The sequence below is a fragment of the Pantoea sp. BR_17 genome (genome assembly GCF_041955125.1).
Classification (GTDB): Bacteria; Pseudomonadota; Gammaproteobacteria; order Enterobacterales; family Enterobacteriaceae; genus Pantoea; species Pantoea stewartii.
On the sequence record NZ_JAVAXT010000005.1, the window covers coordinates 217,779 to 234,018 of the forward strand.

The following is a 16,240-nucleotide window of genomic DNA, read 5'->3' on the forward strand; positions in this document are numbered from 1 at the left end:
CGCAGAAATCCTGTAGGTACAAACGCCAGGAAAAGCGGAGCCGTGCGATAAAAGCAGCACGGTGCCCTGCGGTGCTGACAATACTGAAAAGCAGTATGCCGTTTACCGGACTGCATATGTGATGCGGCTTCGTTGTTCCCCTCTTCGACAAAATTAGCGTCGCCGCAGGTTATTTTGAAAAAGTCATTTAAAAGCCATAATACTGAAATATATTTTTAGCGGTAACAAACGCGTGCAAAATGATAATAGATATTGCAGATATAATGTCGCACTGATAATTAAAGGGCAAAAAGGATGGAGTTAATATGAAATATATTTTCTGTGCGGCTGCCGTTTTTGTCCTGACCAGTTTTACCTCACAGGCGGCGATGAACAAAGTCGTTGACGAGAAGCGCCCACCCAACACCGTTAAAACGGTAAAAATTGCTTTCACTGGCGCGATAACGCAGAACAAAATTATGGCCCTGTCCGCCGCCATTGACGAGATTGCGCAAAACTACAAAGCCGCTACGGAGATACAGCTTTATCTCACCAGCCCCGGCGGTGATGTTGATGCCGGGAAAATGGGCTATCAGATAGTGAAGGACTCACCCATTCCGGTGACCACCGTGAATATGTCCTCCGTCGAATCCTCAGCAACCTTAATTTATTGTGGCGCAAAGAAACGGCTAACCATGGACGATTCGATTTTTTTATTACATGCGCCCACGATTCATGATGCTCAGGACAGAAATTTTTCAGAAAATATGCTGGTTGAAAAAAATGAATTTAGCAGCCGATTCCGCAATATTATTAAAAATATTTATCACACCTGTACCAACCTGACGGATGATCAAATCGACAAAATTACCTACAGCGAAGACAACCATATGCTGCTGGATAATCAACACGCACTGGCTGTCGGCATTGCGACAGGCGGGCTCAGCCATTTTATGCCCGCTGACGCGGCCTATTATATTCACGACAATAATTAATCCTGCGCAGGCCGCGATGCCTGATGAAGGTTCTGGTTTCAGCCCTCATCAGGCACCGTTTCTACGGACACACCAGCCTTACTGCGCGTGACTCACCATTCCACACAGATCTTGCCGAAATGCGAACCGCTCTGCTGCCAGGCAAAGGCCTCGGCGAGGTCCTGATAACGGAAGAGGCGATCAACGACGGGCTTCTGATTCATCCCTTCCAGCGCGTTCACGTAATCGATCTGATCCTGTCGGCTGGCAACGATCACCCCTTTGATGGTGACCTGCTTCGCCAGGACAGACAAAATGGACAGCCGGGCTTCATCGCCGGAAATGATGCCGATTTGGGTAATGTGGCCGCCCACTTTGATCGCTTTCAGCGACTCACCCAGCGTGGCAGGTCCGCCCACTTCCACCACCTGATCCACGCCCACGCCGCCGGTCAGTTCCAGCACCTTCTTCCCCCACTCTGGCGTCGTGCGATAGTTAATGGTTTCGTCTGCGCCCAGCTGTCGGGCGCGCGCCAGTTTCTCATCCGAAGAGGAGGTGGCAATCACTTTCGCGCCCATGGCCTTAGCGATTTGTAAGGCAGCGATAGATACACCGCCGGTGCCCTGCACCAGCACAGTATCATTAGCCTGAAGATTGCCTTCGGTCACCAGTGCTCGCCAGGCGGTCAGGCCAGCTGTCGTAATGGTGGCTGACTCAGCGTGCGTCCAGCCTTTTGGCGCATGGGTAAAGGCGCTCTGCGCCCGCACAACGTATTCACTGGCCATGCCATCAATGCCGTCGCCCGGCGTGTGGGCAAAGCCGCCGACGTCCGCGGTGGGTCTGCCGGACAGCCAGACGGGGAAGAATGTCGACACGACGTGATCACCTGCGCGAAAATCGGTCACGCCCTCGCCCACGGCTTCCACCACGCCCGCGCCGTCGGACAGCAGTATGCGGCCATCTTCGGTGGGAAATTGCCCGGTCGCGACGACCAGGTCATGGAAATTCAGTGAGCTGGCCTTGATGGCGACCCGGATTTCGCCTTTTCCCGGCTGTCCCGGATCGGCTCGGTCTGACAGGTGGATGTTCTGCAGTCCGCCAGGGGCTTTCAGGGTCATTGCTTTCATTACGTTCTCCGTTGCCTGATGTGTTTTCTTAAGACATGTTGCTTAACATAGTCCACAGGGAGATTTTGTAAAATGTCGTCATCAGGAAGCGGATCGCGGCAAACAGAATACGCTCAGGCCTGCGCGATGGTACGGTGACCGGGCTAAAGGCGTGACCATCATCACCGTGGTTAACGTCGCAGCTCTGTCAACGCGCGCCTCCGTTTCCCGCTAAACGGCCGTAAAGGGCATGCTCGCGCCTTGCAAAACGGGTACTGCGAAGCAGAGCACCCCGCGCGTCGTTCATTGTACGGGTGAGCATGTTAAAGGGCGCCTGTTGGCGCCCTGCCTCGCGTTAAACCGTGCTGTCTACCACCGCATACATCTGCTCAAAGAGTTGTGCATAGTGGCTGACGTCATCCTCAATGGCCTCCTCAACCCCTAACGTGTTGTAGAGGAAATGGACGTCCACATCGCGGATCGCCAGATAAGCCGAAACGCCCAAAAGATGATCGGTGATGTTTTTCTCCCAGCCATATTTAATAAATGACCGATGGGAGCCGCCCGCCAGCGCCAGCCAGCGCACCGTTTTTGCCGTTAACCGGTTTTGCTCACCATAGGCCAGGCCATAATTCCATACGCGCTCAAGATAGCCTTTCAACATGGCCGGAAAGCTGTACCACCACACCGGGAAGACAAAGAAGATAATGTCCTGATTGTCCAGTTCAGCAAACAGGCGGTGGACCTCTGGCGAATAGCGCTTATCCGGGTTGCCCCACTCCGGTTCATCCTCGACACGTAACACCGGATCAAAATCGCTGCGATACAAATCCAGTTCAGTAACATGGGCGCCGCGCGCCTCTGCGCGCTGGCGCAGGCTGTGGACCATCTGCGCGGTTAACGAATTCCTGCGCGGATGCGACCAGACGATATAGACATGTTGTTTCATCGTTCACCTCATTTTTGTGCTGACGAAAGCACCTTACGCTCGCGACATTGCTGTGGGAATCGTATGATTTGAGACGGGTTAATGAGGGATTTTCATCAATGAAACTGAACGTCTATGACTTCGCGACTTTTATTGCCGTTGCCCGGCACAACAGTTTTCGCGCCGCGGGAGATGAACTCGGACTGTCGCCATCGGCAGTCAGCCACGCGATTAAGCAACTGGAGCAGCGGCTGAAAATTCGCCTGTTTAACCGTACCACGCGCAGCGTGTCACTCACCGAAGCCGGCGCTCGTATGTTTGAACGTTTACGCCCCGCTTTCGATGAAATCAACATGGTGCTGGATGAAGCCAACTGCTATCGCCAGACGCCGATGGGCGTGCTGAAAATCAATGCCTCGCGCCTTGCCTCACGTCTGGTGCTGATTCCGCTGGTCACCGGGTTTAGCCAGCGCTATCCGGATATTCGTGTGGAAATCACGACAGAAGACAGGCTGGTCGATATTGTGAAAGAGGGTTTTGATGCGGGCATTCGCCTGAGCAGTACGCTGGAAAAAGACATGATTGCCCTGCCGGTAGGGCCAAAAGTCAAACTGGTGGTCGCGGCCAGTCCCGATTATTTTGCCCGTCATCCTCGTCCCACGCATCCACGCGAAATCGACGTGCACCCGTGCGTCATGTTTCGTCATCGCAGTGGCCGGATTTATCAGTGGGAATTCAACGGACCGGACGGCCAGTTTGCGCTTCTTCCCGGCGGAAATATTATCCTTGACGACATGGATTCACAGTTGGATGCCGTACTGCAGGGTGCGGGGCTCGGCTATCTCTATTACGAGCAGGTGAAAGATCATCTGGCAAACGGCAGTCTGATCTCGGTACTGGAGGACTGGTTACCGGAACGGCCCAGCCTGCAGTTTTATTACCCTAATCGCCAGTATATGTCTTCGGCATTGCGGACGTTTATTGACTATATCAAAGCGGCACCGTTGTCGACATTCAGCCGCTGATCTCATACGCTTTTAGCTTACGCCACAGGGTGGTCGCACTGATCCCCAGCATTGCCGCCGCCTGGGTTTTATCACCCTGGCATTTTGCCATCACGTCAATAATTAGCCGGCGCTCCTGTTTTTTCAGAAGATCGGTTTCAGCGTCTATGCACGCCAAAGAGGATGATTCATACACCACGTTATTGAGTACCTGCTCATCCTCAAGCAACGAGATCACGGTCGATTTATCGACCGTACCGCCCTGATGAAATACCGCCAGTCTGCAAACGACCGATTGCAGTTCTCGTATATTACCCGGCCAGTGATAACGGTTTAAATACGCCAGCGCATCCGGCGAAAAGACCCTGTCTTTTCCCTGCTGATGAAGTAAATGCCGGATAAGAGGTTCAACGTCACCTTTACGCTCAGTCAGCGCGGGAAGCCGGAGTGTGAGGATATTGATACGGTAATAAAGATCCTGACGAAAAGCGCCCATGGTTATCTGCGCCTTCAAATCTTTATTACTTGCTGTTATGAGTCGAAAATCCGCCGCAATCAGCCCATCACCGCCCACGCGAACAAACTGTTTTTCCTGTAGCACACGCAGTAATTTGACCTGTACGTTGAGTGGGGCCTCGCTGATTTCATCAATAAATACGGTGCCCTTCATCGCCATCTCAAAGATACCGGGCTTGCCCCCTTTCCGGGCCTGGGTAAATGCCCCGTCAGCATAACCAAACAGTTCACTTTCAAGCAGACTTTCAGGAATCGCCGCGCAGTTAATCGCAATGAACGGGCTGTGGCTTCGGGTGCTGTGCTGGTGAATGCTTTGAGCGAACAATTCTTTACCCGTACCGGTATCACCTAAAATATGGACAGGTGCATCATGGCTGGCACAACGCTTTGCTTTTTCGATCGCTGACTTAATACTGGCTGACTCACCAACAATGTCATCAAAGGTGTAACGGGTATAAAAAGCACGCTGTTTTCGCTTTTTACTGACCATGTTTCGCCACGGAGCTTGCGATTGCAGACAGCCGGTCACGATTGAATAGCTCTCCTGCCGCTTACAGTAATGCTTTATCGCGACAGAAATGCGTTCACCGTCAAGTTCAAGGGTCATATCGCTGACGTCAGACTCGTCAATAATGGCGTTGTATACGTCTTTGAATCCTTCTTTTTTGTATATTTTCTCCCCGACGCGGCACTGAAAAAGCGCTTTTCCTTTGCTGTTTATTGTGACGACAGTCCCCATCGGGTCGAGACACATAATGCCTTCCCGTGACTGATTTATCGCGGACTGACTTATCTCCAGCTTCAGATTTTCCTGGTTAATATATTTTAACAGGCTGAAGGCCTCGTTGATGGCCTGTTCAATAGAGATATTATCGGTATCCCCCATTACAACCTTCAGACCATATTTTTTGGCCATTTCAGCAACGGTCAGACCGCCAATCACGACCTGATAATTATTTTCCGCAAGGCTTTTGACGACATTATCGATATCGTAATGATTATAGACCTGACAGATCTTGAAATTATCATGAGTCATATGTTGATAATGCTTAAGCGCGTGGCAAAACTGGGGAAAGCCCACCGCAGCAATCTTCTGTGACTTGATTTTTGCTTCCTGCAGAATACGGTTCACGCCTTGAAAATCATGTGCAATTTCGACCACCGGGATGGCCAGGCTGCTGCGCAGTAAGGCAGCGGTACCGCCACGACTGATGATGATTCTGGTGCCGGCGCGAATCATTTCATTCGCTTTATCCAGCACATCTGAATAACCTATTTCGTAGACGGGTAATTCTAGCTGTTTTTCAAACAGCACATTAGAGATACGCTGAGTAATGGTTTTTGAAACAGAGAAAATGACAATTTCATTGAACTTCATTAACAGTCCGATTATATCGATAACGCGCTGAACAAGTATAAAGATAACGTCTGCCCCTATATTGACAGACGTCATGTGCAGGCACGTAAAAGCCACCTGGCGTTAATATTCCAAAACTGAGCGAACGGATAAGGCGTGATTAAACATGCAGACGGCGATAGCAGATCTGCCCACGACTGATGGTTAAGCAGTTATCAATATAGCGATCGCCTTGTAACTGATTGCCCCTCGTGTCTTCGAAAATGGTTTTTTCCTGACGTATTTTAACCACGGCGATGTCGGCAAATGCCCCCGGTGTGAGCGTTCCGATCTGGCCCTGCATTTTCATTAGCCTGGCAGGGGTGCTGGTGACCGCTTTTACGATATCAAACAGTGACATACCCATATTCAGGTATTTTGACATGACATGAAGCAGACTGTAGACCTTATTCGTACGCAGGCTGTTACGCTGCGTTAAGTCCGTGCTGATAATATCGGGATAAAATCCCTGCGCCATCGCATGACGGGCAATATTAAAATCAAAATGCGCCACGCCATTTGAACAGTCAAAGATGACGCCTTTCCGCTGGGCTGCCTGAATCGACGGGTACACTTCGCCCTGCTCATTAAGGATGGTGTGACCCGTTCCGTGAAAGCAGTGCGCGTATATATCACCCGGGTTGAAATGCGGGATGAGTTCGTCCGCCTGGCGTTGGGAATCCGTGACGTGCACGCATAACGAGGTATTCAGCTCACGTGCCAGCGCAACGGTGGTCAGAAAAGGATCGCTGCTGTAGGGTTTGCCTTTCGCAATATCCTGACTGTAGCGCAGCTTCAGGCCCAGAATATTGTCTGCATTTTTGCTGACAACCTGCTTTATTTTTTCCCGATTAAAATTGGCCGGATTCGTGTTTTCCAGATATCCCGTCGGCCCACCACCCAGCGTAGACAGGCCTACATTTACTACATTTAAGTAACTTTTTATCCTTACCGTAGCCGTGTTGATCACACTGTTACGGAACAATCCATAATTGACCCAACCGCTACTGCCAGCGTCAACCACGCTGGTTACGCCATTGGGCAAACAAATGATGTCTGGATTCACGCTGATAGCCGTTCCGCCATGAAAAACATGAGTATGAAAGTCAATTAAACCAGGAAGGACAATACAGCCTGCGGCATCAATTTCAGTTTCAGCTTCAATGCCGTCAACCTGGGTAAGATCAACGATAACATCCCCCATAATGCCCACATCCCGCTGAATATAATTCTGGCCCTGGCCGTCTATCGTCAGGCCATTTTTGATACGAAGATCCAGTTTCATGTTTATCCTCCGATCAGATACCGATGAATTTCCAGTAAGGAATGCCGAGCAGGAAATAAACAATGACGTTAAACAGCACCATCATTGTGCCCAACAGCCAGAAGGTTTTTTGCGGCACATAGCCACTGGAGAAGGTAAAAACCCCCGCTCCGTTACCGTAATGCGTGAGGAGAGCACCGTAGCCTGCTGAAAACGCCAACGACAATGCAACGTACATTGGATTGGCCTGCGTCGTCATGCCGAGGGTAAACAACACGGGATAAAAAGAGACGACAAACGCACTGTTTGAGACAAAGAAATAACGTACGGCAAGACTGATAAAAATCAGCACACCAATTGCGCTAAATTCATTGAGATGAGAAAGATCCAGGTAGTTTTTAATCACCCCCACCAGGAAAACGTAGAACCCGCCTTTTGACAGCGCGACAGCACATCCATAGAACGCGCCGTACCAGACAAACGTTTGCCAGGCCGCTTTTTCACTGACTACATGTTCCCAGCTCAGCACTTTAAATAACAACAAGCAGGCAAGGAATGCAAAGCCAACCGGAATAAAAGGAATACCCGTTACTGAGCCGGTCATCCATCCCAAAACGCCCAGAATAAAAAACACGATCAGCAGTTTCTCTTCGCGCTTCACCGGCCCGAGTTCACGCAGTCCCTGTTCAGCGATCTCATTGACGTTATCAATTTTTTTCAGTTCAGGCGCATAAACTTTATAAAGTATCCAGGGACACAGCAGCAGAACTAATCCGGCCGGAATAATGGCCGCCTTAAACCAGGTCATCCAGTCCAGATCGACCTTCATAATTTCGTTAGCCAGTGACACGGTGATAGCGTTGGTGGCCATACCGGTTAAAAACAAGCTGGATGTTCCCATTGATACGACATACATCAGAATCGTCAGGTAGGAACCAATCCGGCGGCTACCTTCGTCAGGTTTAGAGCCCAACGCTTCAGCAATGTTGCGGAAAATGGGATAGACGATACCGCCAGAGCGCGACATATTCGAGCCGGTGGCCGGAGCCAGCACGGTGTCCGTAACCATCATCAGATAACCCAGTGTCAGAGTATTTCTGCCGTAGCGTTTCAGTAAGATGTAGGCGATACGTTTACCCAGTCCGGTAATAACGAATGCCTTACAAATAATAAAGGCGCTGATAATAAACCAGACCATGGCCGTGCCATAACCTGCAAACAGAATATGGGGATCGATAAAAACAGATGCGATGCCGAGGATAATGAGCATAATAATCGCATCCGTAAAAGGCCGAAATACCAGCCCGCATAACATCGCCAGATAAATACCGACCATATGCCAGGTCGTGGCGGAAATCTCGTCAGGGTTAGGCAAGATCCAGAATAAAACCGGGAAAAACACGATCAATAAGATTTTTAAAGAGAACATATATTTTTACCTTTGCTTATCACCACGAGAGCATGACTCCCGTGGTTTGAGCGAATGGATATTATATTGGTCGACTAACGAAATACGTCGTTAATAAATTCAACGCCCTTTTCTTCCAGTGATTTGGTGACCCATTCACGATTTGCCGTGCCGTTTTTTGCGGCTTCAACTTTGCTCGCATCGAATGCTGCATACGCTTTAGCTTTTTCGAGTAAGGGTTCTGCATCATGCAAAGGAACAACAATTACGCCATCCGCATCACCAATAATGAGATCGCCAGGGCACACGGCTACGCCACCCACCGCAACAGGTGTATTCACTTCGCCAGGACCTTCTTTAAACGGACCGGCCGGATTTGCCCCTGTGGCAAAAAGGGGAAAATCCAACTGTGACAAAGCATCAATATCGCGGATGGGACCATCCAGCACGATGCCAGCGATCTTCTTGCAGTGATGCGCGTAAGCCACCATGATTTCGCCCATCAGGGCTCGCGAACGGTCACCTTCATTAGATACGACAATAACGTCATTCTCCGTCGCCATATCCAGTGCGGCATGCAACATCAGGTTGTCGCCCGCGCGCGCTTTCACCGTAATGGCATATCCCGCCATAACCGGTTTTTGAGGGGAAGAAATCCGCCTGATACCGTTGCCCAACACCGCAATACGATTCATGGTATCGGCGATATTCGCAGCGGGAAGTTGCGCGTATTCCTTGAGTAAATCAGGCTTACCTGCAGGACGTTTTAAATAAATACGATTTCCAATAGTCATTTTATTATTCTCCAAAGCCAGGAACGGGCCAGGTTGGTTTTTTACCCGACAGCACCTCATCAATCCCTATGGCGGTATGAAGTGAGGCTCTGTCGGTGGCTTCTTTCGTTGCGGCGCCGATATGAGGGCCAATAACAACATTGCTGAGTGAAAAAATCGGATCGCTGGCGTCGAAGGGCTCTTTCTTTAAAACGTCCAGACCTGCGCCGGCAATAAGGTGGTGACTGAGGGCGTGATACAGCGCTTTTTCATCGACGAGTTTGCCGCGCGCAGTATTAATGAAGTAAGACGTCGGTTTCATCATGGCAAATTGCTTTTCTCCGACGAAATTCTGGGTCTCTGCCGTTGTCGGGCAATGCAAAGAGACAACGTCGCTTTCGCTGAAAATGCGGTCAATATCATCTGTACGTTCAACGCCGTCTGGCATTTGTTCCTGCGTCTTATAGGGATCGTATGCAATCACTTTCATATTAAAACCCCGTAAGGCTTTAACAGCGACGCGCGAGCCAATATTGCCTACACCAATTAATCCCAGCGTTTTGCCATCCAGTTCCACTTTGGGCGTGCGCAATTTTGCCCAGTAGTAATCCTCAAGCATTTTCTCTTCAACCAACCTGAAATTGCGGGAACAGTGCAGCATGTAGAAAATAGCCAGTTCGGCCACGGACATGCTGTTCGCTACCGGCGCATTCAGTACCACAACACCGTGACGTTTCGCGGCCTCAAGATCGACAGTATCGTAGCCCGCGCCGTGTCGTGCGACGACTTTGAGTTTTTTCGCGGCGTTGAATACACGTTCAGACATTTTTGAAAGCCGGACGATGATGCCATCACAGTCGGGAATATCACGAATAATGTCGTCCTCTTCCATGCCAGAGCCCGTAATTAATTCATAGCCCCGACTCTCCAGATACGCTCTCCCTTCCGCCATAATTTCCTGTGGGAGTAAAATTTTATAAGCCATGCCATTATCTCCAGTGTTATACGCGACAACGTTATTGTTTGCAGACGCCGTGCCAGACCCGATAAAAAAACAGAAGAAATAATGCAATCGCCTGAGAAGAAAGGATTTAATTTATTTTGCCGTAAAAGAAGGTGAAGGGGTAAAAGTGAAATGCGTCACGAAATAAAAAATGAGAATTTCAAAAAGAAAACCCATTTCGGATAGTGAGTTCATTTTGAAATGCGAGATGTGAATGCGTTAACAGCGAATTAAACATCAACACCGCATCATCTATGAACATCTGATGCATCGACGCAGACTTATTATTACTGCAATCCGTACAGGTATGATAAAAACGCGCTTTAATTACGCGTGCCTTTCTAAGGCGTCACCTAAAAAAATGAATACGCTTAGCAACCTGCTCCATTTTTGTGCTGGCAGGCTAATACAGAAAACGATCAGGCCCGATGTTTTAACCGATGCTGCAACAGCGTCAGGAGGCTTGATGGGCATTTTTAAGGAATCTTTATTACAGCGTTAGTGTCATCTGCAAAATACCTCTCTCTTGACACTATTCACGCTGCCTTTCACTCAAATTTTAATAATATAATTCGATACAGCTTTAACTATTACTTAAGATATGCCTCTGTAATTAACATGCTAGTTACGAATTCTGATCGATACAAAAAATGACATAAACCATCACAGCGACACCCATAAAAATTCAAACAAAAAGTAAAAATAAGAAGCAGTAACAACAAACACCGCCAAGGTAAAAATATATACAAAAACATTCAAAATAAATATCACAATAAAATCAAACAGCATAATAAAGTGATAACAAATAATCACTGATTACTGGATCGGGATCATATAAACAAAAACAAACAAGATCTTACGGAAACTTATTATTGAATTCACACTGCATTCTATTTTAAAAATAACGCGCTATTTAAGCGCACCATACTTTTCAATTGCTCTGGTCGAGATAAAACATAATTAAAAGGATTTCTTAATGAAACTTAACTTAGTTGCAGTGGCCGTTACCACCTTATTCGCCGCAGGCGTAACAAATGCTGCGGAAGTTTATAACAAAGACGGTAATAAAATTGATCTTTACGGTAAAATGCAGGGGCTGCACTATTTCACCAGTGATAACGACGGACGTGGGGATAACTCCTATGCCCGTCTCGGAGTAAAAGGTGAAACACAGATTACTAACCAACTGACTGGATTTGGTCAGTGGGAATACAATATGCAGGCGAACCGTGATGAAAGGTCTGAAAACCAGTCCTGGACACGTTTAGGCTTCGCCGGGCTCAAATTCGGTGAGTATGGTTCGGTCAACTATGGCCGCAACTACGGCGTCGTTTACGATGTCACCTCCTGGACCGACGTCCTGCCAGAGTTCGGCGGTGACAGCTACGGCTCGGATAACTTTATGCAGCAACGTGCCAATGGCCTGGCAACCTATCGTAACACCGATTTCTTCGGCCTGGTCTCCGGCCTTAATTTTGCCTTGCAGTACCAGGGCAGAAATGGGGGCTCCAACGCTGAAGGCGGCAGTCTCACCAATAACAACCGAAATGCAGTGAAACAGAATGGCGATGGCTATGGCGCGGCTGTAACGTATGCTCTGCCAGAAGGTGTGAATTTCGGTGTCGCCTATTCGCATTCTAAGCGTACGCTGGACCAGAACGGCCTGGCATTGGGCGAAGGCGATAATGCTGAAACGTATTCAGGCGCCCTGAAATACGATGCCAATGCTATTTACCTGGCAGCCCAATATACACAGACATACAATGCTACCCGCATTGGTAATGGCAATCCAGGCTACGCCAATAAAGCCCAGAACGTTGAACTCGTTGCACAATACCAGTTTGACTTCGGTCTGCGCCCCAGCATCGCGTATCTGCAGTCAAAAGGGAAAGATCTTGAAAGCTATGGCGATCGGGATTTAGTGAAATACATCGACGTGGGCGCGGCTTATTACTTCAATAAAAACATGTCAGCCATCATCGATTACAAGATCAACCTGCTTGATGAAACCGACTTTACTCAGGCAGCCGGTATTTCAACCGACAATATCCTGGCCGTGGGTCTGACTTACCAGTTCTGATTCCGGTGTACGCGTATCAAGCCAGCGCTTTCTGCGCTGGCTTTTTTTATGGTGCGGCTTTTATCGCTCTGCGGTTTCACAAGTGGCGCTCACGGCACTGACCGGACAGCATCTTTGGTGGGGCGGCCCGTTCACAATCCAGATCCACGAACGAAACAGGCACGTCCGTTATTTACGCTCTGTCCGCCTCCCGACGACAATGCAGAAGGCGTTGGTCTTCTCCACTGTGCTTTTCACGCTAAGAGGCGGCCTTTTGCCCACGCGGCCCTGCACACTGTTAAGACCGCTTGCGCGTCAGTTTCTCCACGACCTTCATGACCGAGAAATAGAACAGCGGAACAAAGAAGATGGCCAGTAACGTGCCGCTGATCATGCCACCAAACACGCCCGTTCCAATCGCCTTTTGCGTTGTCGCGCTGGCCCCTGTGGCCAGCATCAGCGGTACAACACCCAAGGTAAACGCCAGCGATGTCATCAGAACAGGCCGCAAACGCATACGTGAAGCCGCTAAGGTGGCGTCGACCAGCCCCTTACCACCTTCGTGAATCTGTTTCGCAAACTCGACGATCAAAATGGCATTTTTTGCCGACAGCCCGATGAGAGTGATCATCCCGACTTTAAAAAAGACGTCGTTTTGCATATCCAGCATGCTGACCATCAGTACCGCTCCCAGCAGTCCCAGCGGGACGACCAGCATGACCGATATCGGAACTGACCAGCTTTCATACAGCGCCGCGAGCACCAGAAAGACCACCAGCATCGACAGCACCATGAGCGCGGGCGCTTCTGATGCAGATTGCTGCTCCTGTAACGATCCGCCGCTCCACTCAAGGGCAAACCCTTCAGGCAACTGCTTTACCAGACGTTCCATCTCGTTAAGCGCATCGCCACTTGAATAGCCTGGTGCAGGGTTACCGGTGATTTTTATTGACGGGTAGCCCTGATAACGCACCAGTTGCAAGGGGGCAGTTTCCCACTGAGCCTGCACAAACTCAGCGAGCTGCACCATGCCGCCTGTCGCGTTGCGCACATATAACGCCAGGACGTCGTCCGGTTGCATGCGATATCTCGCATCCGCCTGAATAATGACCTGCTGCATACGATCGCGGTTCGGGAAGTCATTGACGTACAGCGAACCGATCGCTCCCGAGAGCGTCTGGCTGATCTCCTCAAAAGAGACGCCCAACGCGAAGGCTTTCTGGCGATCAATATTCAGTCGGATCATCTGTCCGTCAGGCAGGCCATCGACATAAACGTTGCGGACCACCGGGCTTTTTGCCGCCAGCGCGAGCAACTGCGCTTCAGCCTTCTTCAGTTCAGCAAGGCCTTTACCACCGCGATCCTGCAGACGCAGGGTAAAGCCCGAGGAGTTTCCCAGCTCATCAATGGCGGGCGGGATCAAACTGAAGGTTTCCGCTTCAGGATTCATCGCCATCTGTTCCTGCGCATGCGCCGCTTCAGAAAAGGCGGTCGCGCCGTTTCGTTCGTCCCAGCCTTTTAAAGTCGTAAACGCCATCGCCGAGTTGGGCCCGGATCCGGCAAAGCTGAAACCGAGAATGGCGATGGTCGATTGCGTCGCGGGGCGTGAAAGCACCGCCTGTTCAAAAGCCTTAACCACGTTTAACGTGCGCGCTGCCGTGGCTTCCGAGGGTAGCTGAATGGACGTCATAAAGTAGCCCTGATCCTCTTCAGGCAAAAAGGACGAAGGCAGATTTTTCATCGCCAGGAAAAGCAGCAGACACAGCGCCGCGTAAACCCCCAGCGCACTGCCGACGCGTTTCAGTAAGCGACTGACGCCGCGACCATACAGCGCCGTAATGGCGGCAAACTGGCGGTTAAATCCGCCAAAAAATCCTGTTTTCTGCTGCGCGTGTTGGTTGACAGGCCTGAGCAATGTCGCACAAAGGGCGGGGGTCAGGCTCAGCGCCAGAAATGCCGAGATCAAGACAGAGACAGCCATTGTCAGCGTAAACTGGCGATAAATCGCGCCGACCGACCCGCTTGCCATCGCCATCGGGATAAACACGGCACTCAGCACTAACGTAATGCCGATGACCGCGCCGGTAATCTCTTTCATCGCTTTCCGGGTCGCTTCTTTCGGGCCCAGCCCCTCTTCCGCCATGATACGTTCGACGTTTTCCACCACGACGATGGCATCATCAACAATGATCCCTATGGCCAGTACCATACCGAACATCGTAAGTACGTTGACCGAGAAGCCAGACAGCAGCATAACGGTAAATGTGCCCAGCAGAGCAATCGGAGCCACAATAGCCGGGATAAAGGTATAACGAATGTTTTGCAAAAACAGGTACATGACGAGAAAGACCAGCACCATGGCTTCAATAAAGGTATGAACCACTTTCTCGATGGAGATTTTTACAAACGGCGTGGTATCAAACGGAATGCTGTAGGTCATGCCTTCGGGCATGGCGTTACTCAGTTCATTCAGGCGATGTCTGATCCTGTCTGCGGTTTTAACGGCGTTTGCTCCCGGCGTCAGCTGAATGGCCGCCGCCGTCGACACGTGACCGTTTTCACGCGTAGCAAAACCATAGGATTGGGAACCCAGTTCGACGCGGGCCACATCCGACAGAATGACGCGCGAACCATCGGGATTGGCACGTAAGGTAATATGACCAAACGTCTCAGGTGAGCCGAGCTGCCCGGTGACCAGCAGCGGATAGCTGACCTGCTGACCGGGGATAGCGGGTGAATCACCGGTCCGGCCGGGCGCAATCTGTGCGTTTTCGATGCTGACCGCCCGGTTAATATCGCTGACGGACAGACGATACTGACTCAGCCTGACGGGATCGATCCAAATCCGCATCGCTTTCTCGGCACCAAACAGCTGAACGCGGCCCACGCCTTCCACCCGGCGCAGTTCTTCGGAGAGGTTACGGGAAAAGTAATCGCTCAGATCGGCGTCAGTCAGCTTACCGTCTTTCGATGTCAGCCCGACAATCATCAAAAAATTTGCGCCTGAGGCTTCAACGCTCAGGCCATTCTGTCTCACAACCTGCGGCAGGCGAGGCTCCACCACTTTTATACGGTTTTGCACGTCAACCTGCGCCAGCTCGGGATCGGTTCCCGGCGCGAAGGTCACGATAATGGAAGCCATGCCGCTGGTATCGCTGGATGATTCGTAATACAGCACGTGCTTCGCCGAAGAAAGCTCACGCTCAATCAGGGCAATTACGCTGTTGTTCATCGTTTCCGGCGTTGAGCCCGGATAAGAGGCATTAATGGTAATGGTAGGCGGCGCGACAGACGGATACAGGGCCACCGGTAATTTTGGAATCGCGAGCAGGCCAGACACGATAATAAAGATGGCAATTACCCAGGCAAAAACGGGGCGGTTAATAAAAAACTGAGGCATGTTCTACCCTGAGAAAATAAGTAAGGTGTGTTCCTGCTGCATCTGATCAGGTGTTATTCAGCGCATGACGCCCTTTTGTGCGCATCTGTGGGATGCATTTCACCCGACGCGCTCCACCGTCAGTTTTCAGTCAGCCGATGGACAACGGACTTATATAACAGCCGGGTAACCCGACCGCCGCGCCAGGCTGTGGCGTTTGTCGCGACGGCCTGCCAAAAATGCCGGTTCCACGCGTGAACGGTGAGCGTTTTTTTTGGATAATAAAGCGCAATAACCGTCGGCTTTGCGTGGGGAACACGATAAATTTTTTGAGACAGGCCTGATGCGGGACTTATTCCTGTCGCGAGTAATGACCAAAATAAACAGCAATAACTTAACCTGATTAAAATACCTGGCCTCATCACGAACGGTCTCATAATAATGCGCATAG

11 protein-coding genes are annotated in these 16,240 nt (G+C 50.3%); 3 read left to right on the forward strand and 8 right to left on the reverse strand.

The genetic code is table 11. From position 1 onward, the window contains the following. The first annotated feature begins 305 nt into the window (after positions 1–305). On the forward strand, positions 306–974 hold the full coding sequence (locus RAC60_RS10610; protein WP_054687222.1) for an ATP-dependent Clp protease proteolytic subunit: 669 nt from the start codon (positions 306–308) through the stop codon (positions 972–974). A 92-nt stretch (positions 975–1,066) separates the two neighbouring features. Here RAC60_RS10610 and RAC60_RS10615 read toward each other — a convergent pair whose 3' ends face one another. Next, positions 1,067–2,080 carry an NAD(P)-dependent alcohol dehydrogenase gene (locus RAC60_RS10615; RefSeq protein WP_058702310.1) on the reverse strand — a complete coding sequence of 338 codons (1,014 nt, stop codon included), beginning with the start codon at positions 2,078–2,080 and terminating at the stop codon, positions 1,067–1,069. Between the two features lie 334 nt (positions 2,081–2,414). Further along, positions 2,415–3,008 (reverse strand): NAD(P)H oxidoreductase, encoded by a 594-nt coding sequence (locus tag RAC60_RS10620; RefSeq protein ID WP_058702309.1) that lies wholly within the window; start codon positions 3,006–3,008, stop codon positions 2,415–2,417. A 98-nt stretch (positions 3,009–3,106) separates the two neighbouring features. On the opposite strand from RAC60_RS10620, the gene RAC60_RS10625 reads away from it, so the two are divergent. Then, on the forward strand, positions 3,107–4,012 hold the full coding sequence (locus RAC60_RS10625; RefSeq protein WP_033739403.1) for a LysR family transcriptional regulator: 906 nt from the start codon (positions 3,107–3,109) through the stop codon (positions 4,010–4,012). On the opposite strand, the gene RAC60_RS10630 is transcribed toward RAC60_RS10625, so the two are convergent. From RAC60_RS10630 to RAC60_RS10650, 5 genes are all read right to left on the reverse strand, one after another. Beyond that, positions 4,002–5,885 carry a sigma 54-interacting transcriptional regulator gene (locus tag RAC60_RS10630; RefSeq protein WP_375093616.1) on the reverse strand — a complete coding sequence of 628 codons (1,884 nt, stop codon included), beginning with the start codon at positions 5,883–5,885 and terminating at the stop codon, positions 4,002–4,004. The two genes, RAC60_RS10625 and RAC60_RS10630, sit on opposite strands and share 11 nt — an antisense overlap. A gap of 139 nt (positions 5,886–6,024) precedes the next feature. After that, complete coding sequence (locus RAC60_RS10635) at positions 6,025–7,188, reverse strand: metallo-dependent hydrolase (RefSeq protein WP_205956906.1); 1,164 nt, start codon at positions 7,186–7,188, stop codon at positions 6,025–6,027. A 13-nt stretch (positions 7,189–7,201) separates the two neighbouring features. Next, entirely contained in the window at positions 7,202–8,596 is a 1,395-nt protein-coding gene (locus tag RAC60_RS10640; RefSeq protein ID WP_033739407.1) for a DASS family sodium-coupled anion symporter, read from the reverse strand. Between the two features lie 74 nt (positions 8,597–8,670). Continuing rightward, a complete protein-coding gene (locus RAC60_RS10645; RefSeq protein WP_033739409.1) occupies positions 8,671–9,369 on the reverse strand; it encodes an RraA family protein in 699 nt (232 codons plus the stop codon). A gap of 4 nt (positions 9,370–9,373) precedes the next feature. Next, positions 9,374–10,333, reverse strand: a complete 960-nt coding sequence (locus RAC60_RS10650) for a hydroxyacid dehydrogenase (protein ID WP_058702307.1) — start codon at positions 10,331–10,333, stop codon at positions 9,374–9,376. A 994-nt stretch (positions 10,334–11,327) separates the two neighbouring features. Between RAC60_RS10650 and ompC the strand changes: the two genes are divergently transcribed. Further along, complete coding sequence (gene ompC / locus RAC60_RS10655; RefSeq protein WP_033739413.1) at positions 11,328–12,431, forward strand: porin OmpC; 1,104 nt, start codon at positions 11,328–11,330, stop codon at positions 12,429–12,431. A gap of 277 nt (positions 12,432–12,708) precedes the next feature. Here the strand turns inward: ompC and RAC60_RS10660 are convergent, their stop codons facing one another. Further along, positions 12,709–15,810: a multidrug efflux RND transporter permease subunit gene (locus RAC60_RS10660; protein WP_058702306.1), complete on the reverse strand. Its 3,102-nt coding sequence runs from the start codon at positions 15,808–15,810 to the stop codon at positions 12,709–12,711. Positions 15,811–16,240: the final 430 nt, after the last annotated feature.